The 18,220-nt window shown below is 49.6% G+C and carries 21 protein-coding genes; 2 read left to right on the top strand and 19 right to left on the bottom strand.

Annotated elements, in window-relative coordinates:
* Positions 1 to 36 precede the first annotated feature (36 nt).
* The 16 genes from csrA to KNO69_RS15440 all read right to left on the bottom strand — a co-directional run bounded on the left by csrA (position 37) and on the right by KNO69_RS15440 (position 13,752).
* Complete coding sequence (csrA, locus tag KNO69_RS03025; RefSeq protein ID WP_012726976.1) at positions 37 to 264, bottom strand: carbon storage regulator CsrA; 228 nt, start codon at positions 262 to 264, stop codon at positions 37 to 39.
* Positions 264 to 701 carry a flagellar assembly protein FliW gene (gene fliW, locus KNO69_RS03020; protein WP_214816041.1) on the bottom strand — a complete coding sequence of 146 codons (438 nt, stop codon included), beginning with the start codon at positions 699 to 701 and terminating at the stop codon, positions 264 to 266. The genes csrA and fliW overlap by 1 nt, the downstream gene beginning before the upstream one ends.
* Positions 702 to 716: 15 nt before the next feature.
* Positions 717 to 1,271, bottom strand: coding sequence for a DUF6470 family protein (locus KNO69_RS03015; protein WP_251124852.1), 555 nt, complete (start codon positions 1,269 to 1,271; stop codon positions 717 to 719).
* A 27-nt stretch (positions 1,272 to 1,298) separates the two neighbouring features.
* Entirely contained in the window at positions 1,299 to 2,231 is a 933-nt protein-coding gene (gene flgL, locus KNO69_RS03010) for a flagellar hook-associated protein FlgL (RefSeq protein WP_214816038.1), read from the bottom strand.
* 6 nt (positions 2,232 to 2,237) lie between these two features.
* The gene (gene flgK, locus KNO69_RS03005; protein ID WP_214781757.1) at positions 2,238 to 3,728 is read right to left on the bottom strand and encodes a flagellar hook-associated protein FlgK; all 1,491 of its coding nucleotides are present in this window, start codon (positions 3,726 to 3,728) and stop codon (positions 2,238 to 2,240) included.
* A 12-nt stretch (positions 3,729 to 3,740) separates the two neighbouring features.
* Positions 3,741 to 4,097 carry a flagellar export chaperone FlgN gene (gene flgN / locus KNO69_RS03000; RefSeq protein ID WP_074036203.1) on the bottom strand — a complete coding sequence of 119 codons (357 nt, stop codon included), beginning with the start codon at positions 4,095 to 4,097 and terminating at the stop codon, positions 3,741 to 3,743.
* 114 nt (positions 4,098 to 4,211) lie between these two features.
* On the bottom strand, positions 4,212 to 4,463 hold the full coding sequence (locus KNO69_RS02995; RefSeq protein ID WP_214781758.1) for a flagellar biosynthesis anti-sigma factor FlgM: 252 nt from the start codon (positions 4,461 to 4,463) through the stop codon (positions 4,212 to 4,214).
* A 23-nt stretch (positions 4,464 to 4,486) separates the two neighbouring features.
* Positions 4,487 to 4,843: a flagellar protein gene (locus KNO69_RS02990; protein WP_251124851.1), complete on the bottom strand. Its 357-nt coding sequence runs from the start codon at positions 4,841 to 4,843 to the stop codon at positions 4,487 to 4,489.
* Positions 4,844 to 4,900: 57 nt separating this feature from the next.
* Positions 4,901 to 5,569 (bottom strand): ComFC family protein, encoded by a 669-nt coding sequence (locus KNO69_RS02985; protein WP_214816034.1) that lies wholly within the window; start codon positions 5,567 to 5,569, stop codon positions 4,901 to 4,903.
* A complete protein-coding gene (locus KNO69_RS02980; RefSeq protein ID WP_214816031.1) occupies positions 5,566 to 6,723 on the bottom strand; it encodes a DEAD/DEAH box helicase family protein in 1,158 nt (385 codons plus the stop codon). Before KNO69_RS02980 ends, KNO69_RS02985 begins: the two co-directional genes overlap by 4 nt.
* Before the next feature lie 121 nt (positions 6,724 to 6,844).
* Positions 6,845 to 8,479, bottom strand: a complete 1,635-nt coding sequence (treC, locus tag KNO69_RS02975; RefSeq protein ID WP_208606704.1) for an alpha,alpha-phosphotrehalase — start codon at positions 8,477 to 8,479, stop codon at positions 6,845 to 6,847.
* Positions 8,480 to 8,561: 82 nt separating this feature from the next.
* Positions 8,562 to 10,010 (bottom strand): PTS system trehalose-specific EIIBC component, encoded by a 1,449-nt coding sequence (treP, locus tag KNO69_RS02970; protein ID WP_214816027.1) that lies wholly within the window; start codon positions 10,008 to 10,010, stop codon positions 8,562 to 8,564.
* Positions 10,011 to 10,212: 202 nt separating this feature from the next.
* Entirely contained in the window at positions 10,213 to 10,920 is a 708-nt protein-coding gene (treR, locus tag KNO69_RS02965) for a trehalose operon repressor (protein ID WP_214816024.1), read from the bottom strand.
* A gap of 48 nt (positions 10,921 to 10,968) precedes the next feature.
* Positions 10,969 to 11,817 carry a DegV family protein gene (locus KNO69_RS02960; protein ID WP_214816021.1) on the bottom strand — a complete coding sequence of 283 codons (849 nt, stop codon included), beginning with the start codon at positions 11,815 to 11,817 and terminating at the stop codon, positions 10,969 to 10,971.
* Positions 11,818 to 11,912: 95 nt separating this feature from the next.
* Positions 11,913 to 12,605, bottom strand: coding sequence for a response regulator transcription factor (locus KNO69_RS02955; RefSeq protein ID WP_159562679.1), 693 nt, complete (start codon positions 12,603 to 12,605; stop codon positions 11,913 to 11,915).
* 22 nt (positions 12,606 to 12,627) lie between these two features.
* Positions 12,628 to 13,752 carry a sensor histidine kinase gene (locus KNO69_RS15440; protein WP_214781780.1) on the bottom strand — a complete coding sequence of 375 codons (1,125 nt, stop codon included), beginning with the start codon at positions 13,750 to 13,752 and terminating at the stop codon, positions 12,628 to 12,630.
* 179 nt (positions 13,753 to 13,931) lie between these two features.
* Here KNO69_RS15440 and KNO69_RS02945 point away from each other — a divergent pair, with 179 nt between their 5' ends.
* Both KNO69_RS02945 and KNO69_RS02940 read left to right on the top strand, forming a co-directional pair.
* Complete coding sequence (locus KNO69_RS02945; RefSeq protein ID WP_214816018.1) at positions 13,932 to 14,573, top strand: YigZ family protein; 642 nt, start codon at positions 13,932 to 13,934, stop codon at positions 14,571 to 14,573.
* Between the two features lie 41 nt (positions 14,574 to 14,614).
* Positions 14,615 to 15,622, top strand: coding sequence for an LCP family protein (locus tag KNO69_RS02940; RefSeq protein ID WP_159562681.1), 1,008 nt, complete (start codon positions 14,615 to 14,617; stop codon positions 15,620 to 15,622).
* Between the two features lie 41 nt (positions 15,623 to 15,663).
* Here the strand turns inward: KNO69_RS02940 and KNO69_RS02935 are convergent, their stop codons facing one another.
* The 3 genes from KNO69_RS02935 to pgmB all read right to left on the bottom strand — a co-directional run bounded on the left by KNO69_RS02935 (position 15,664) and on the right by pgmB (position 18,130).
* Positions 15,664 to 16,716, bottom strand: a complete 1,053-nt coding sequence (locus tag KNO69_RS02935; RefSeq protein ID WP_012726994.1) for a glycosyltransferase family 4 protein — start codon at positions 16,714 to 16,716, stop codon at positions 15,664 to 15,666.
* 122 nt (positions 16,717 to 16,838) lie between these two features.
* Entirely contained in the window at positions 16,839 to 17,246 is a 408-nt protein-coding gene (locus KNO69_RS02930) for a Rok-like winged helix domain-containing protein (RefSeq protein ID WP_078147361.1), read from the bottom strand.
* 218 nt (positions 17,247 to 17,464) lie between these two features.
* Complete coding sequence (gene pgmB / locus KNO69_RS02925) at positions 17,465 to 18,130, bottom strand: beta-phosphoglucomutase (protein WP_012726996.1); 666 nt, start codon at positions 18,128 to 18,130, stop codon at positions 17,465 to 17,467.
* Between the last annotated feature and the right edge of the window lie 90 nt (positions 18,131 to 18,220).

Below are 18,220 nucleotides of genomic sequence, written 5' to 3'. Positions count from 1 at the left end.
CCATCAATTACCGGATTCATGAAAAAAGTCGAAAGCTCACGCTTCCGACTGTTTTTGAATCATCTGCTTCATCAAGTTAGCACTGTTTCGTGCAGACTCGTTCTCTTCCTGCATCTGAATGTACACCTCATGGCGATGGATATCGATATGCCGCGGGGCATCAATCCCGAGCTTCACTTGGTCGCCTTCGATAGCGAGTACCGTGAGCGTCACATCGTCGCCGATATGGATGGCCTCACCTTGTTTTCGTTTCAATACAAGCATCAGCGCACCTCCGCTTTCGTGCCACCGAGTGGATAACGAGCTGGATACGCATCGTCTAGGATGACTTGTTTCCCGCGACGTTCCTTCGTCTCGATGACGATCGGTGCTTTCAAGTTGAGCGTCGATGAATCAAAAGGTTCACGAAGCGTCACAATAGAATAGACCGATACGTGTTCCGCCTCCTCGATTCCAAGTTGGTCTTTCGCGCCATCCGACAATTCAAACGCATAGTCCGACTTATGCCAAAACGGATTCGTCACGACGAACGCGCATGCCTGTTCCTCAATCGACTGAAGCGACCAGAACGGCAAATCTTCCCCATACGGAATCAACACGAACGTCTTTGAGTCCGGAAATCCTGGAATCTCACTGACGAAGGTGATCGTCTCCGCTTCGTTTATTTCAATCTTGCCAAAGTAGTCTGTTTCAATGAACATGGATTGTCCTCACTTTCAACGCGTTTCATCATACATCCCACCGACCGGCCACATCTCGAGTGATGCCTGTTGACGGAGCGAAATGTCCGTCGTCCACGGCGTGAACGAGATGTCGGCCGGAGTGAGCGATACATCAATTTGGGGTGGTGTGATATTCCACTCGATTTTCACATCCGCCGGCGTATACGTCAACTTGACACGATCGATTGATTTTGGCATGTAGCCCATGTCAACAATCGGATATGGGTCATTCACTTTCTCAGCCGCTATCGAAGGGATCGGATTCCCGTTCTCGATTCGCATCATGCGGTCGCCGTCTCGAGCGATATTCGCCATCGCTTCTCGGGCACCTTGTTCCCCAATCCGCCCGAAATGTTTACCGAGTTCGAGTACACCCTTCAGATTGCTCTCACTTCTCGCTACTGATGAATCAACCTCAAGCTTCCCTTGTGTCGTCTGTTGCGTCATCTCGGCTCTCCCTTGTTGGATGGACAGGTCGGCCCGTCCTTGACGCATCTCGAGTACCGGTCGATTGGATGTCATCTGGATTGCGGCCTGTGTCTGCCGCATCTCAAGTCTCGCGAGATTCATCATCAATTACCGTAAGAAGTCGAGGAGCGTCGGCTGAATGATGCGGGCACCTGCAGATAACGCTGCACGGTGTACAGTTTCATGTGACTTCAGCTCCATAATGACTTTTTCTACATCGATGTCTTCATTATCAGACATGATGGTCTTGGCGATAATCTCATGATCTTGAAGACGATTGTCGACGAGCTCCAAACGGTTTGCTCGGGCACCGAGCTCCGCCCGTTCCGTGATCAAGTTTTGACCGAGTGTGTCAAGCGTATCAAGTTCTGCAGACAAATCTGCCCCGGCAGTCGTTGGATCATTAAGAAGTGTAGTTAATTTATGAAGCCCTTCAAATAACTCCTTACCAAAAACCGTTTCCGGTTGCATGTTCACTTGTACAGTAATTCCTTTTGACACTTCAAATTCGATCTCCCCACTTGCTGTAGGTGCCGTTCCACTCTCATAAATCGAATCGACAGAACCAGCCGGATTCGCTAAATACGCCTTTAACTGGTCGACATTGATGAGAGGTTGATCTGTCTTCGTACCGTTATAAATATACTTTTCACCTGCTTTTGAGTTCGCAAGTGAACCGATGTGTTCGATCAATTGATCGACCTCGCTCTTGATGATGGCACGTTGCGACGATTCATACGTATCGTTCGCCGCTTGTGTCGTCAACTCACGAATCCGCTTGACAGCTTCCGTGACTTCGTTCAATGTCGAGTCCGTCAAATCCATCCAACTTGTCGCTTCGCTGACGTTACGTCGGAATTGGTCGACTTCTCGCACCTCAGTCCGGTAACGGATTCCCTGCATCGCAACGACTGGATCTTCCGATGCTTTTTGAATCCGTTTCCCGCTGATGAGTTGTTCCTGGACACGAGCGAGTGTGTTGTAACTACTTGATAAATGCTTCAAGTTCGTCTGTGTGAGCATTGTCTGTGTGACACGCATCAGTCATTACCTCCCTACGACACCCATGCCGTTAATGATTTTGTCTAACATTTCATCGACAGCTGTGATATTTCGAGCCGCCGCATTATAAGCGTGTTGATATTGAATCATCATCGTCATTTCTTCATCGAGCGAGACTGCGCTGACCGATAACCGACGTTGGTCCGAACTACTTAAGAGAGCAAATGTACTCTTTGCCAAGTTCGCGTTTTGGCTAGCCTCGACTGCCATGTTTCCGATAACATTTTGATAGTACTTGCCGATCGAGGTTGAGGTCGTAACCGAACCCGCAAAGTTAAGCGTGCTTTCTTTCAATTGCGCAAGTTCGAGAGCACCACTTCCATCCCCGATGTTCCCGTCCTTAGATGCTGCAATTAAATCTAAGTTCTTCATGAAATCAGGATTCACAGTAATCGTAGCGGCGCTAGTAGTACCCACGAAAAAGTCAGTTCGACCGGCATTCCCGTCCGCGTCCATGTTTGTTCCATGCGCTACATTAAATGCTGATGCGAAGACGTTCGCCATCTCATCTAAGTCTTTGAGCATGTTGGTGAATGCCCCGTCGATTGCCTCTGGACCAGTTGCACTTCCGTACATTTCAACAAGTGCTTTCCATTTTCCGTTAGGCATGTCGGCATGTGTCATCGATGTATTCGTACCTGCAGCATTGGTCATGGTCATCCCATCAAATTTCCCAACTCCGCCCGTAAGACCGTCTACGAGTTTTACTTCTGTACCACCGACGACTACACGAATATCGATTCGTCCTTCTGCGACACGTTGAGAGTTCCCACGTGTTTCGCCGTTCGTGTAATCAACAGGCACACGTTCGAATTCAATGTATTGCGACAACTCATCCATGTAGCGATCGCGCTCATCATACAATTCATTTGGCAGAACACCAAGAGGCTCTGCATCACCGATTTGACGGTTGACGTCACTGATTTTCGTCAACAAATCATTGATTTTTTTCGTGACGACCCCTGCTTCGGTCTTTAAGTCATCCTGTACTTTAGTCAATGATGAAGACATATAGTTAAATGTCTGTGCCAACGTCAATGCTCGTTGCCGAACTACGCTTCGCGCACCCGTATCGTCCGGGTTGACCGACAAGTCTTGAAGTGATGCCCAGAACAAGTCGAGCGATTTAGCGAGTCCGTTCTCAGACGGTTCATTGATGATGTCTTCCATCCGACCGAACGCGGCTTCTTTCGTCGCATAGAAGGCGTTCTTCACCGACTCGTCACGATACTGTTGATCGATCATAAGATCGCGAATTCGGGCGAGCGTCTCCCCGCGTACACCTGTCCCGAATTGTCCGGCTTTCGTCCCGCCGAAATTGACCGAGAGCTGTTCGGTCATCCCGAGTGTGAGTCGTTGGCGCGAATAGCCAGGGTTTGAGGCGTTCGCCACGTTATTCCCGGTCGCTTGAAGCGCCCATTGGTGTGTCGAGAGACTGCGGCGTGCCGTCTCTAATCCCATAAATGTTGAACCCATTCCACTTCCTCCTTAAACGTCACGGCTGAACGAGCGTGTTTCGAACGCTTGTTGTCCGTATGTAAAATCATCTGCTTCCGGCATGAGCATATCCAGATGCCAAGTAATATAACGAAGGGATTGTTCGAGCAACGTCGCGTTCAATTCGTTCTGTCGCTTTAACTCGAACAAGACCGGTCTCAATTCCTCTATCTCTTCATCGTCCAATTCATACGTCCCTTGAAGTCGTTCCGCTTCTTTTTGTGAAATTTGTCGGACGAGTTTCGCTTCTTCTTTGACGAGCGTGCTAAATGCCACCATGTCATTTTGAATGAGTTGCTGTTCTTTTGCGTAAGCCAATTCGAGTAACCGTTTATGTAATGTGAGCATGAGTCTCTCCTTTTTTCAAAAAAAGAGCCGACTAAAGAAAGGGGTACCCCTTATTTAGTCAGCTTCCGTGCCGTGTTATTCAGTGCGAAGGCCTCAAACGGACCTCGCTTCCATTCATCCTTGTAGAAAGCGTTTAGCGATTTCGCGCGCGTCTCGTGAATATGTGCCTGCATCAATCTCCGCTTTTAAAGCGTCGATTTTAGCGAGACGTTCCGGATGTTTCACCGGTTCTTCAAACCGGGCGCGAGCTTCCGCCGAAATTGACAATTGGTCCGTTTGGCTTGATTGCGCGGGCTTCGGCTCGACTTGCGTTTTCTTTTCATAAGTGTTTGGTAAGTGTACCCACTTGGCTGAATCGATGCGCATGCGTCTTCCCCCTCTTCATGATGTTAATCCAAACGATAAGCGCGGATACTCGACTTTTTCGCCAAGCCCTCCTGCATCTCCTGTAGACTGGACAGTTCCTTCTGCATTTCTCTCTGGCAGTTCGAACAGATTTTTCCTTCATTTGTAGACCGACCACAACGGACGCAGCTGATGGCAAGCGCCGGATTGTCTTTGATGATCAAGCGTCCTTCGTGGATGTATCGCGTGATATCAAGTTCAGAGACACCTGTCGCTTCGACGAGGGCTCCGATGGTCGTCTGTTTGTTGGCTGGTTCACGAATGAAATCGCGGACTTTCAAGAAGTTTTTATAATCGACTTCATTACATGATGGACAGTACGGTGAACGTCCCTGTTTCATAAACAAGCGCCCACACATTTGGCAAGTTGCTGCATCCATTGGTTTCACCTCTGCCCTTTATATCGGACGCGATTTTGATTTGTTTAGCGCCCGAAACAAGCAAATCGCAGAAACTTCTGATGCACCTGCCTGTCGCAACGAAAATGCCGCCTGATGAAGGGTCGTTCCTGTCGTATAGACGTCGTCTACAAGAATGATTTTCCCATATTTCACTGAAGTTGGTACAGTGAAAGGGTTCGTTCGGTGTCGTCTTCCTTCTTTCCCGAGTTCACGTTGACTTGAAACCTCCGTTTTTTCGAGAATCTGCCGCGTCGGACCGATATATCGCGCGAGCACCTCGGTCTGATTGAAACGACGTGTCTGAAGTCGCTCCTTACTCAACGGAATCGGAACATAGGTCACGCCAGATGAACGCAATGCCCGAAGCGCTGGGGCAACCGATGAGGCAATGACGACATCCCCGCTGAATTTATATCGATGTAGCCAGTCAATTCCTGCATCATCGTACGCGTACAGGCAGCGGACGGTCAAGGCGAGACCGAGTGCGAGCCAGCGGATGCAGTCTGGACACGTCTCACCGGTCTCATTTGGTTGACCGCAGCGTGGGCAACCTGTCCCGAGCGGCGTCAGTTTCGACTCGCAAGAGGGACACACCCAGTCCCGTCGCCATAACGTGTCAGGTGTCCACGGGACGGTCATCGACTCATGACAAAGAAGACATTTCATCGCCGATTCGCCTCCCTGATCTTCTGGATGGCAACATCTTGTCGGAATGTCCGCTCCTTGTAAAAGAAACAGACCTCTCCTGTCGGTGTGTCCGGTTTTCGCCCCGCCCGACCCGCCATCTGAATGAGACCCCGCGTCGAGAAGAGACGATGTTCACTTTCAACCACGGCGACCTGCACGTCGCGAACCGTCATCCCTCGCTCCCAGATTGAGGTCGCAAGGACGATCCCTTTCGTTTCTTGAAGCCAATGGAGTGTATCCAACCGTTCTTCCGTGTCAGCAGAAACGGTTTGACACGTGATACCTGCTCCTTGTAACCGACTTTCATATCGCTCCAAATCAGGCTTCGTCGGCACAAACAAGAGACGAGGTTTCAAGGCGTGACGTCGACAGAAGTCTAGGAGTCGTTCGTCGGACTGTTTGACAAGTGTCGGGACCGGCAAATCGAATCCGTGATAGCGCCGCGACAGATGAACCTTCGGAAGCAATTGTTGCCAAACGGTCGGGGTCGCCGTGATAAATAAGAAGACATTTCTCCCGGACCGACGGATTGTATTCCAAAGTGCCACATCAAAGGCAAACGGGAAGGCATCGGACTCATCGACGAGCACATAATCGAACACGTCACGTAAATTCATGAGTAACGGTGCGGTCGCCACTGTGATCATCCCAATGGAGTCTTTTTCTCCCCCTCCATATCGTTTAGTGACAGGGACTGTGAACGCCTGTTCTAATCGTTCGACCCATTCGATGGCGACATCTTTCCTCGGAGAGACAACCAACACTCGCTTCCCTTCATTGACGACACGCTCAATCACGGGAAACGTCATCTCGGTCTTCCCAGCGCCACACACCGCATGCACAAGTCCCGTCCTCCGTTCGTCCCACCACGTGAGCAGTTGGTTCGCGACCCGCTTTTGGTCTGGGACGAGCTCGAATGGCATCGTCAATTCGGTCGTCTCGGTTGGAGTTGTGATGTCCCGTTCCTGTAGAAAATCACATCGGCAGACACGCCCGAGGTACAAACAATTTCGGCAATAGGCACAGCGTCCATGATGACAAGTGAACGTCCGGACGTGCGTGCTGAGACAGCGTTGGCAGACGCCGAAGCGGATGGCTCGTTTTCCTTTCGGTGCGACAATAAGTTCTCCCATAACCTGACTCCTTTTTGTCATCACGCTACCAAAATACCTATGTAAATACGATTCAACTTATCTAAAACAACATAGGTCTACTACACAAATAGGACCCGACGAAAAAGTCGGGTCCCATCTGTTAAATCTGTTTATAGAACATGATCGCCTCATATGGACGAAGAGACAACGACATTCCGTCGAGCTCAGGCACGTCGTAGTTGTGACTGACGACGTTCACCCGCTCGAATCCTTCTGGAATCGTGTACGTCGTTTCAATTCCATAGAAGTTGGCGACGACGAGTAGCTCCTCTCGGTCCGTCTTCCGTGTATATGCCCAAACGTCTAGCGAATCAGGAGTAAGAAGCGTGTAGTCTCCGTCCGTCAAAACGTCAAGTTCTTTTCGTAATGCAATCAAGTGTTTGTAGTGGTAGAACACTGAGTTCGGATCACGAAGCGCCGTTTCAACGTTCACGTCCTCATAGTTCGGCGCCACGTTGATCCACGGTGTGCCGCTCGTGAAGCCGGCATGTGTCGTTGCATCCCACTGCATCGGCGTTCGCGAGTTGTCGCGTGACTTCTGTTTGATGGCGGCCATCATGTCATCATGCGACACACCCTCTTCCCGCTTCAACTTGTAGATGTTGAGCGTTTCGATATCCCGATATTCATCGAGCGAGTCGAAGCCGGGGTTCGTCATCCCGATTTCTTCCCCTTGATAGATGTACGGCGTCCCTTGAAGGCCGTGGAGCACTGTCGCAAGCATCTTCGCGCTCTCTACGCGGTGGTTCGTGTCGTTCCCAAAACGGCTGACGACACGTGGTTGGTCATGGTTGCACCAGAAGATGGCGTTCCATCCTTTTCCGTGCATCCCACGTTGCCACGTCGACATGATGTCTTTTAATTGAATGAAATCGAACGGCGCCGCGACGAATTTCTCGCCGTTCGGATAGTCGACTTTCAAGTGGTGGAAGCTGAACGTCATGCTGAGCTCGTTCTCGTCCGGGTTTGAATAGCGTACGCAGTGATCGAGCGTCGTCGAAGACATCTCCCCGACCGTGATGACGTCATGCCCATCAAATACTTCTCGGTTCATTTCTTTTAAATATTCGTGGATGCGTGGACCGTCCGTATAGAACTTGCGACCGTCCGATGCGTCTTCTGGGAAGTTCTGTTCTTTTGAAATGAGGTTGATGACGTCGAGACGGAATCCTTTGATTCCTTTTTTACGCCAGAACCGCATCATCTCGTAGACGTCCTCGCGCATCTGTTCATTCTCCCAGTTCAGGTCAGCTTGTGTCACGTCGAACAAGTGGAGATAATATTGTCCGCTCTTCTCATCATATTCCCACGCATTCCCACCGAACTTCGATTCCCAGTTCGTCGGTTCGTCGCGCCAGATGTAGTAGTCACGGTACCGCTCGTCTCCCGCCAATGATTTTTGGAACCATTCGTGCTCGGTCGAAGAGTGGTTGACGACGATGTCCATCATGAGGCCGATGCCCCGCGCCTCTGCTTCACGGATCAATTCGTCGAGGTCCTCCATCGTTCCGTAAGACGGGTCGATGGCATAATAATCACTCACGTCATAGCCATTATCGTGTTGAGGTGACTGATAGACAGGCGTCATCCAAATGTATTCGATGCCGAGTTCTGCCAAGTAATCCAGCTTCGCCGTCACCCCTTTAATCGATCCGGTCGCGTTCCCTTCCGGACTGTAAAAACTTTTCGGGTAAATTTGATAGACGACTGATTTGCGCCAATTTTTCTGTGTCATCAACGACATCTCCTTTTTGTAAGAGTTTTCATTTCAATAGGAAAGAGGGAAGAACTGCCGTCCCTCCCTCCCGAGTCATTACTTATGCGACTTTGTTTTCTTCAAGTTCACCTTTCTTCAGGTAACGCTTCGACAAGATGAAAGTGAGCGCGAACGGAACGATGATCGCGATGACCATGCCCACGATGAAGAGAAGGATCTTATCTGTGAAGATTGAGAGGAATCCAGGGAGTCCTCCGACACCGATGGCGATTGCTTGCACATCGTTCAATGTGATAAAGATAGCAGCGATTGCCGACCCGATCATAGCTGAGTAGAACGGGAATTTATTTGGTAAGTTGACCCCGAACATGGCCGGCTCTGTGATTCCGAAATAAGCCGAGATGGTTGAAGTCGATGCCATGCTCTTTTGTTTCGCGTTGTGCTTGTAGACGAAAAACATCGCGAGTGCGGCCGAACCTTGAGCAATGTTTGAGAGTGCGATCATCGGCCAGATGAACGTACCGCCTGTATCTGCGATCAACTGAAGGTCGATGGCGATGAACAAGTGGTGCATCCCGGTGACGACGAGCGGTGCGTAGAACAATCCGAAGAGGAGTGCCCCGACGACCGGTACGGCTTCGAACGTGTTGACGAGTCCTGTCGCGATCACGTTCCCGATTCCACGAGTGACCGGTCCAACGATTGCGAGTGCGAGGAATCCTGTGACAACGATTGTTGTGATTGGAACGACCAAGAGTTGGATGGCGTTCGGTACACGTTTTTTCAAGAACATCTCGATTTGGCTCAAGATATAGGCAGCGGCGAGTACCGGCAAGATTTGACCTTGGTAGCCGACTTTCTCGATTTCGAAGAGTCCGAGGATATCAAACGTCGGGACATCTCCTTCAAGTGCTGCCGTTCCGTAGCCCCATGCATTCAAGAGGTCCGGGTGAACGAGCAAGAGACCCATGACGATCCCGAGTACTTCGCTCCCACCGAATCGTTTCGTCGCCGACCAACCGACGAGTGCAGGTAAGAACACGAATGACGTATTCGCCATCATGTTGATGAGATCCCAAAGTCCTTGTAGGTTCGGATACGCCTCGATGAGTGTCTGTCCTTCGATGAAGAGACCTTCCGATGCAAGTAAGTTATTGATCCCCATAAGGAGACCGGCTACGATGATGGCTGGAATGATTGGCATAAAGACGTCAGAGAAGACTTTGACGAGTTTTTGAAGCGGATTCATTTTTTTGCCGCCCGCGGATTTGACCTCGGCGACCGTTGCCGCCTCAAGTCCAGCGAGCTTGATGAACTCGGCATAGACGCGATCGACATCGCCGGCTCCGATGACGATTTGATACACGCCGGAGTTCTCGAACGCCCCTTTGACGAGGTCGATTTCTTTCACGCGTGCCTCATCGACTTTTGATTGATCCTTGAGGGAGAGACGTAGACGCGTCACACAGTGCGCGGCCTTGTCCACGTTGTCTTTGCCCCCGATCGCTTCTAAGATCTCAGCGGCAATTTGACGATAATCTGCCTTCATGTTAAATGTCCTCCTTTGTTTGAAAACTGTAAATGAGAACGGTTACTTATGAGTACAAACAAAGTATAACTTATATATATAAGTTAAGTCAACAACTTATATATATGAGTTAAACATGAAAGTTTTGCGTTGTGATTTACTGTTAAAATTCCCCTATTTTGACTTAGGACAAACAAAAAACCCCTTCCTGTACGAAAGAGGTTTACCTACGGGCGACGTCGCTAAACTGGAACTTGTCCAATCGGTGACGCGACTCCGTATATTCAAATTGTTGTCCTTCATATAAGAACGTATCGTTCGTGATGACGATGACGTATTCATAGTCATGCAAGTCGAGCCGTTTCCGGTCAAGTTCCGTCACGTCTTCAGCTGCAATCTTCCGTTTGGCATAGCTGATTTGTAGCCCAAGCTCATCTTCGATGTATCCATAAATCGATCGAGCCGCAATATCTTCTGTCAGACCGGGGACGAGGTCTTTGACGAAATAGTTGATATCTAAAATAACGTTCTCCCCATCAAAGTTTCGAACCCGTTCGATGCGAAACACATGCGTCCCTGGCACTAAGTTCATCCGTTCGGCGAGCCATGTCGGGGCTTCTATCTCTTCGAACGAAGCGACGTGGGTCTGAATGGAACGACCGAGCATGCTCGCGTAGACCTCTGAAAAACTGACGATGCCATTGAATTGAAACTCGATCTGGTCACGTTTCAACACGAACACGCCTTTTCCATGATGCTTCCGGACATACCCGTTCTCCTGTAAAAGATCGAGCGCTTTCCGGACCGTCCCCCGGCTGGCCTCGAACTGATGCATCAACTCGGTTTCAGACGGAAGCTTTGAGTCAGCGGGTCTCGTACCATTTCGCATCTCTTCTGCCAGACGCTCAAAGATTTGGCGATATTTCGCCATTTCATTCCCTCCTCCATTGAAAAAGACGACCTTAGACGGTCGTCTCTCTTACCATTCGCGACGATACCACGTGATGCCGATTGCACCAGGTCCGAGATGCGTTCCGATGACGGGACCGAAATGGCTTCCCGAGATGTGTGCTTTCGGAAACTTCTGTTTCATCGAAGCGATTTCTTCCGCCTGACGCTCCGGGCAGTTGGCGTGAATGATGCCGATGCAGTAGCCTTCGCCGTCCCCGACAATCGATTCGTCCATCATCTCTTCGATTCGGCGGACAGCCTTCTTGTATGTCCGAATCTTCTCGAACGGGACGATCAATTTATCTTGGAAATGAAGGATCGGCTTGATTTGCAAGAACGATCCGACGAGCGCTTGCGCCGCACTCAATCGTCCGCCGCGTTGTAAATGGTCGAGGTCATCGACGACGAAGTACGCGCGAATCGAATCACGGACCGTTTCAAGTTGGGCGATGATTTCTTCTGGTGTCGCCCCGTTGTCACGGAGGTGAAGAGCCTCTTCGACAAGAAACGCTTGCGGCATACACGAAATCTCTGAGTCAAACGCATGAACCGTCACATCGACCATGTCATTTAGCGCGACCATCGATTGGTACGTTCCGCTGATTCCACTAGAGAGCGTGATTGCAATCACGTCTGTCACATCGTCCGGCAAGCTCTCAATCAATTCAACCGTCTCACCGATGACCGGTTGCGACGTCGTCGGCAGGTTCCCTGCCTCGATACGCTCGTAAAACGCCTCGGTCGACATATCAATCGACTCGCGGTACGACGCACCATCGAAGATGACACTGAGTGGTGCGACATGGACTTCATGTCGCGCCAAAAAATCATCCGACAGATAGGCGGTACTGTCGGTTAAAATCGCAATGTTTCCCATACTATATCCTCACTTTACGTCGTTTCATTTTTCCAATTATGTTAGGATTCCATTCCATATTGTAACACAAAAACGAGGTAAAGCATCGGTGACGCTCAAATCTCGACCCAACCCCGGCGAATCGCATCCACGACGGCTTGCGTCCGGTCGTTCACGTCCATTTTACGAAGTACGGAGGAGACGTGGTTTTTGACCGTCTTCTCACTGATAAACAGCATGTCACTGATGTCTCGGTTCGAGCGACCGTCGGCGAGAAGGTGCAACACCTCGACCTCACGGCGCGACAATAATTGATAGACCGGGTCATCTGTACGGCTCTCGACGCCACGTCCCGCCTGTTCCCCTTTGAATTGTAAAAGACGGCGGTAATCCTTCAGTACGTTCGTTGTCACTTTCGGATGAAGATACGCCCCATCCTTTGCGACGGCACGGACTGCCGAGATCAATTCTGTCGATGCGACTTCTTTTAATAAGAACCCTGATGCCCCCGCTTCAAGCGCATGTGTGATATACGACTCATCATCATGGATTGAAAGAATGAGGACACGTGTCTCTGGTGAAAGAAGTGACAGTTGCTTCGTCGCCTCGATTCCGTTCATGTCCGGCATGTTGATATCCATAATTAGAATTTCCGGTTTTTGCTCGCCAGCGATGCGGATTGCTTCGCGTCCCGTACGCCCTTCGGCGACAACTTTAAATTCATCCTCCAAATCAAAAATCCGCTTCAATCCCTCGCGGAACAGTTCGTGATCATCCACGATCGCAATGCGTGTCTGTGTCATTTCCATGTATGTCTTCCCCCTTGTTCTCTCACGGAATCGGAATCGACATCCGGACGACTGTCCCTTTGCCGACTTCCGAGTCGATGGTGATGCTTCCGTTCACCAATTCAATTCGTTCGCGCATTCCGACAATCCCAAACGACTCTTCGCCAATTGCGCTCGGTTCAAACCCGATGCCATAGTCGCGGACGTGGATGTGAATCACGTCGCTCGCTTGCTCGACATTGACGATGATTTCGGCTGTTTTTGCATGTTTGATCGCATTTTGTACCGATTCTTGAACGAGACGGAACACGTTAATCTCCAGCTTCTCCGGTAATCGCGCACGCGACCCTCGATAGTTGAGACGTGTTTTGATTGCCGTATACTCCTCCGTTTGATGGAGATAGCGCTCGAGCGTCGGCAAAAAGCCTAAATCATCAAGCGACATCGGACGTAAATCATAAATCAAACGACGGACGTCGACGAGCGCCCCACGAATTAGCTTTTTCAATTCATGTAATTCGGCAAATGCCTCATCTTTTCCTCGTTTATCAAACGTCTTTTCAATCAGGTCGGCCCGTATCAGAATATGAGCAAGCGATTGCGCTGGACCATCGTGCATCTCGCGGGCGAGATGGCGCCGTTCGCGCTCAGCCGCTTCGAATACGCCGATGGCCATCTCTTGTTTTTTCATCATGTCCGAATACTCTTGCTGTAAGTCATCCCGTAAGAAGTTCAAGACGACACTCACGCGACCAATCAACTTTTCGGCACGTTCGATCGTGTCCTCTAAGATGAGCAGACGACGCTCTAAGTCGTTCCGGCGTTGCTGTGCCGCCATCTCTTCTTTTTGGACAAGAAAACGTTCGAGTTGCATTTGATTTGCCCGTTCGTAGGCTTCGCGAATTTCTTGTTCACTATGTATATGAAACTTTTTACTGACTTGAACGAGCTTGGCCTTTGCAGCTTTCACGAGTCGGTCGAGTCGATCGGACTCCTCGATGTCGAACTCGATTTTATCCGTCAATTCTTTTAACTCGTTTTGAATTGCTGAATATTCAGTTGCAGAACTTTCGGTTATACGGACAATCTCCTCTTTACTTTCCGTCACCGTTTCAATCATATTTGTTATGATATGTTCTAAAGCTGTCCGATCGGTAATATGATTCACGATGCCATCCCCTAATAGTTCGGTAGTTAATCCTCATCTATTCTTATATATCGTCCCACTCTAAACAGGTTTACAGCGGACATGAGAGATTTTCTATAATTCCATTCGCTATAAATAGCGTATGTGCCTACTTAAATTCTAAAAAAAATATTTAAAAATAGAAAGGAGAATTTTCAGAAATGTCTATTGAGTCAAATTATACTATAAAACAAAGTGGAACATACGAAGTCGTTATCCAAAAGTCAAAATTTATTGCTCATTTCAAACGTGTCGAAACAGAGGAAGAGGCGCAGGCGTTCATCCAAGCCATCAAGAAAGAGCATTGGAACGCGAACCACAACTGTTCAGCGTACATCATCGGGGAACGCAACGAGCACCAAAAAGCGAACGACGACGGTGAGCCAAGCGGTACGGCCGGCATGCCGATGCTCGAGGTGTTACGCAAACGCCACTTAAAAGATACGGTTGTCGTCGTGACACGTTATTTCGGTGGAATCAAGCTCGGTGGCGGAGGACTTATTCGTGCCTACGGTGGAACTGTAAGCGAAGGACTTGATGCGGTCGGCATCGTCGAACGCCTACCGATGCAACAATTGACACTCACCGTCGACTATACATGGATTGGAAAAGTCGAAAACGAGTTGAGACAGTCTAACTATCTGCTCGATGACATCATCTACGCCGACCTCGTCACGTTTCATGTCTCGGTACCCGTGGAAGAGACAGAGGAGGCGCTCGCTTGGCTGACAGACATGACGAACGGTCAAGGTCAGCTTCAAACTCATGGGATCCGCATCATCGAACGTGATTTCAAACGCTGAAACGCCTATACTAAAAGAAACGACTGAAATGAGGAAACAACATGAAAACACCCCCACGCAAGAAAAGATCACCTTGGAAAATTGTCCTCATCGTGTTGGGTGTCGTATTGCTCATCGGTGGTTCCGCTTTCGGCTATTTTGTCTTCAAAGCGAATGAAACCGCCGAAAACGCGAACAAGGCGTTGGAACGTGGCGACAAGTCAGAACGTCGCGACGAGACCATCGACTTGACGAAAGATCACTTTTCCGTCCTGTTAGCAGGAGTCGATGGCGGCGCCTCGCTCGAGGAAGGACGGACTGATTCGCTCATGGTCGCCACGTTCAACAAGGAATCGCGGCAAGTGACGCTCGTCAGCATCCCACGCGACTCATATGTCGACATCATCATCGACGATGAGGATCCGTTCAAAGACAAGATCAACCATGCTTACGCTTACGGAGGCATTGACACGACCATCGCGACCGTCGAGAACCTGCTCGACATCCCAATCGATTACTATGCGACCATCAACTTTGATGGAATCGAAGATTTGGTCGATGCGGTCGGTGGCGTCGAGATTGATGTCCTCATCCCCATCTCTGGAAAAGCGACCGGAAATGTCGAGCTAGAGCCTGGCGTTCAAGTCTTGAACGGAAAAGAAGCACTTGCCTATGCCCGGATGCGGAAGCAAGACCCTGCCGGCGACATCGGTCGAGCCGGTCGACAACAGCAAGTTATCGAGGCCATCATCAATGAGGCGACGACCATCAACTCGTTTACGAAGCTGAACCGGATCATGAATGCTGTCGGCGAGAACATCCGGACGAACATGACGTTGTCAGAGGCCTCACAACTTCAGCCTTACGCAAAATCGCTGAAGTCGTTCAACCGCGAAACACTTGAAGGGACGGACCTGACGCTGAACGGGGTCTACTATTATGAAATCGACCCGGCTGACCTTCGTGACGCCCAGGCCCTTCTCCAGACGGAGCTCGGCATGCCCGTTACAGCGGATGAACCATCAACTGACGAAACAGACGATACGATGACTGAGACAATCACTTACTAAAACAATAATAGCCAGTATCGCGCGGCGATACTGGCTATTTTTTAGGTTCGCGGTCGACCGAGCAGTCGTCGGGACGTGCGAATAATCGGTTTATAATTTGGATGAATCAGTTCGGTTGATTCCACGATCAATTCAATGACAATCAACACGACGATGAACGTGATGACCGCACCGAGCATCGTCGTCTTGGCGAACAAGATGGATGAGATGCCAAAGAACAAGGTCATCCCGTACATGAGCAAGACGGCTTGCCGTGTCGTGAAGCCCATATCGATCAACTGATGATGCATATGCGATTTATCCGGCGACATCGGCGGTCGCCCTTGGACGAGCCGGCGCACGATGGCGAAAATCGTATCCGAGATCGGCAATCCGAGCAAGAGGACCGGGACGACGAGCGAGAACAATGTCACGTTCTTAAACCCGATGAGCGAGAAGACGGCGAGCATGTACCCGAGGAACAGTGCTCCCGTATCGCCCATAAAGATTTTCGCCGGATAAAAATTATGAACGAGAAACCCGAGCGTACTCGCAAGAAGCAAGAGCGCCATCATCGTCAAATAGACGTTTCCCTGAATGATGGCCAAGACAGCAATCGTCCCGAGGGCGATGCTCGACACACCTGCGGCGAGACCATCGAGACCGTCAATCAAATTGATGGCATTCGTGATCCCAATCAGCCAGAGGACGGTGATCGGGATGCTCCATGACCCGAGGTAGAGTTGCTGGTCGAACGGAAGATTGATGAGTTCGATTCGCATCCCCGAGTTCAAGACGACGACAGTCGCAATCATCTGCCCCATCAGCTTGACGCGGGCCGATAGTTGGAACCGGTCATCAATCAGTCCCGTAAGGAGAATCACGACAGCCCCAATCAAGATGGCATCGTTATAACGACTCGTCGGAAGCAGCAAGGCATAGCCGATGAAGAATGCGATAAAAATCGCAAGACCCCCGATTCGTGGCATCGTCCGTAAATGTACTTTTCGTGCGTTCGGATGATCGACCGCACCGATGAAAAATGCGAATCGACGAACGAGCGGTGTAATCAAGATGGCCATCACAAAACTGACCAACATGGCAATCCATAGCATGGGCCGACAGTTCCTCTCTCAAAAAAATAGACTCTGGCGAATTATATCATATTTTGAATTCATGAGTAGATATCAGTCCGTTTACAACAAAAGCCGATGAGGCATTCCCCATCAGCTCTGGATTATGAAAGTGTCGATGCCACTTCTTCTGTCGGTTCGTATGTATACAAGCCGCGACCGATTTTTTTGATTTCCGGGTTGACCCCTTCAATCTTCACCATCAATTGGTAAATGTTGCTGATGTGATGACGGTAACGAAGTTCAAGTTCCATTTGAATATCACGTACACTCATCGTCTGACGCTCCTTCAATAGATCCGTCACTTGATGAACGTACACCTCGAGCGGATAACGCTGGTTCACACGTCGTGGACGTAGGCGTTTTGACGCATCAGTCATTGGGTCCTTCTCTTCTCTATCTCGACTCAATTCCGCAATCAAATACTCGGCACGTCGTTGCAATTGACGATACGACTCTTCAATTTCCATTAATTCTCGATAAATGTGGTCATTGACATTCGTAGATTCCATACACAAATCCCCTTCTACATCCAATTATAATTTGGAATTCCCTAATTTAAATCAGCAATTCCTAATAATCCCTCTATATCTTCTATAAAAGTGTAACGGATTTGTAATGTGTTTGTCATCTCTTTTTGGGCAATTCTGTCTATTTAGGACTTTTGACTCAAAAAAAGACGACGACTGTTCGGGGCAGTCGTCGTCTCACGGAAGATGATTGTAGCCATTTACACGTGAACGCGTTCGAGGATGCGTTCAAGTGAAAGTTCGTCAGTAGAAGCGACGATGAGGTCTGCATGACCAAGCATCGATTCTTCTCCGACGGCGACAGCAAACATATTTGCCGCTTTGATTGCAGTTACGCCGGCAGCCGCGTCTTCAACGCCGATGGCGAGTTCGGGTTTCACACCAAGGGCAGAAGCGGCCTTCAAAAACACTTCGGGGTGTGGTTTTGACTGGGCGACAGTTGCTGCATCGACGATATGGTCGAAGTAATGGCGGACACCAAGTGCATCAACGACCGCAAATGCGTTCTTTGAAGCAGAAGCCATTCCAATTTTGAGTCCCGCCTCTTTGATTTCATCGAGGAATGAAACGATACCAGGAAGAAGATCGTCGGATGAGATATGTTGAATGAGTTCAACGTAGTGCTCGTTTTTCTTTTGTGCGAGTTCTTCTTTCTCTTCCGGTGTGAAATCGTTCTGTTTACCGCCGAGCGTAAGAATCCGCTCAAGCGACTCAGTTCGACTCACGCCTTTGAGCGTTTCGTTGAATTCGCGGTCAAATGGAATTCCGAGCTCTTCACCGAGCTGCTTCCAAGCGAGGTAATGGTACTCTGCCGTGTCAGTGATGACACCGTCCAAATCGAAAATCACTGCTTCAATCGTTGACATACATGCTTTCCGCCTTTCCTTCAAATGCTTGTGTCGTCAGACTACATTTAGGGAACTTGACAAGTACCCGCCGCACGTTTGGTCAATGAT

This window comes from Exiguobacterium sp. s131 (assembly GCF_018617345.1).
Lineage (GTDB): Bacteria > Bacillota > Bacilli > Exiguobacteriales > Exiguobacteriaceae > Exiguobacterium > Exiguobacterium profundum.
Note: the sequence above shows the minus strand (reverse complement) of the source record. Positions and strands in the feature narration are given on the sequence as shown.

What these genes read in the sequence shown, in the direction of transcription:
- KNO69_RS02935 (WP_012726994.1), bottom strand. Translation starts at nt 16,716, where the DNA reads ATGCTATGGATTGCCATGTTGGTCAGTTTTGTGATGGCCATCTTGATT.
- KNO69_RS02990 (WP_251124851.1), bottom strand. Translation starts at nt 4,843, where the DNA reads ATGAAACAGGGACGTTCACCGTACTGTCCATCATGTAATGAAGTCGAT.
- KNO69_RS02930 (WP_078147361.1), bottom strand. Translation starts at nt 17,246, where the DNA reads ATGGAATCTACGAATGTCAATGACCACATTTATCGAGAATTAATGGAA.
- KNO69_RS02940 (WP_159562681.1), top strand. Translation starts at nt 14,615, where the DNA reads ATGAAAACACCCCCACGCAAGAAAAGATCACCTTGGAAAATTGTCCTC.
- treP (WP_214816027.1), bottom strand. Translation starts at nt 10,010, where the DNA reads ATGAAGGCAGATTATCGTCAAATTGCCGCTGAGATCTTAGAAGCGATC.
- flgN (WP_074036203.1), bottom strand. Translation starts at nt 4,097, where the DNA reads ATGCTCACATTACATAAACGGTTACTCGAATTGGCTTACGCAAAAGAA.
- flgL (WP_214816038.1), bottom strand. Translation starts at nt 2,231, where the DNA reads ATGCGTGTCACACAGACAATGCTCACACAGACGAACTTGAAGCATTTA.
- flgK (WP_214781757.1), bottom strand. Translation starts at nt 3,728, where the DNA reads ATGGGTTCAACATTTATGGGATTAGAGACGGCACGCCGCAGTCTCTCG.
- fliW (WP_214816041.1), bottom strand. Translation starts at nt 701, where the DNA reads ATGTTCATTGAAACAGACTACTTTGGCAAGATTGAAATAAACGAAGCG.
- KNO69_RS02960 (WP_214816021.1), bottom strand. Translation starts at nt 11,817, where the DNA reads ATGGGAAACATTGCGATTTTAACCGACAGTACCGCCTATCTGTCGGAT.
- KNO69_RS02985 (WP_214816034.1), bottom strand. Translation starts at nt 5,569, where the DNA reads ATGAAATGTCTTCTTTGTCATGAGTCGATGACCGTCCCGTGGACACCT.
- KNO69_RS02995 (WP_214781758.1), bottom strand. Translation starts at nt 4,463, where the DNA reads ATGCGCATCGATTCAGCCAAGTGGGTACACTTACCAAACACTTATGAA.
- KNO69_RS02955 (WP_159562679.1), bottom strand. Translation starts at nt 12,605, where the DNA reads ATGGAAATGACACAGACACGCATTGCGATCGTGGATGATCACGAACTG.
- pgmB (WP_012726996.1), bottom strand. Translation starts at nt 18,130, where the DNA reads ATGTCAACGATTGAAGCAGTGATTTTCGATTTGGACGGTGTCATCACT.
- KNO69_RS02945 (WP_214816018.1), top strand. Translation starts at nt 13,932, where the DNA reads ATGTCTATTGAGTCAAATTATACTATAAAACAAAGTGGAACATACGAA.
- KNO69_RS03015 (WP_251124852.1), bottom strand. Translation starts at nt 1,271, where the DNA reads ATGCGGCAGACACAGGCCGCAATCCAGATGACATCCAATCGACCGGTA.
- treR (WP_214816024.1), bottom strand. Translation starts at nt 10,920, where the DNA reads ATGGCGAAATATCGCCAAATCTTTGAGCGTCTGGCAGAAGAGATGCGA.
- treC (WP_208606704.1), bottom strand. Translation starts at nt 8,479, where the DNA reads ATGACACAGAAAAATTGGCGCAAATCAGTCGTCTATCAAATTTACCCG.
- KNO69_RS02980 (WP_214816031.1), bottom strand. Translation starts at nt 6,723, where the DNA reads ATGGGAGAACTTATTGTCGCACCGAAAGGAAAACGAGCCATCCGCTTC.
- csrA (WP_012726976.1), bottom strand. Translation starts at nt 264, where the DNA reads ATGCTTGTATTGAAACGAAAACAAGGTGAGGCCATCCATATCGGCGAC.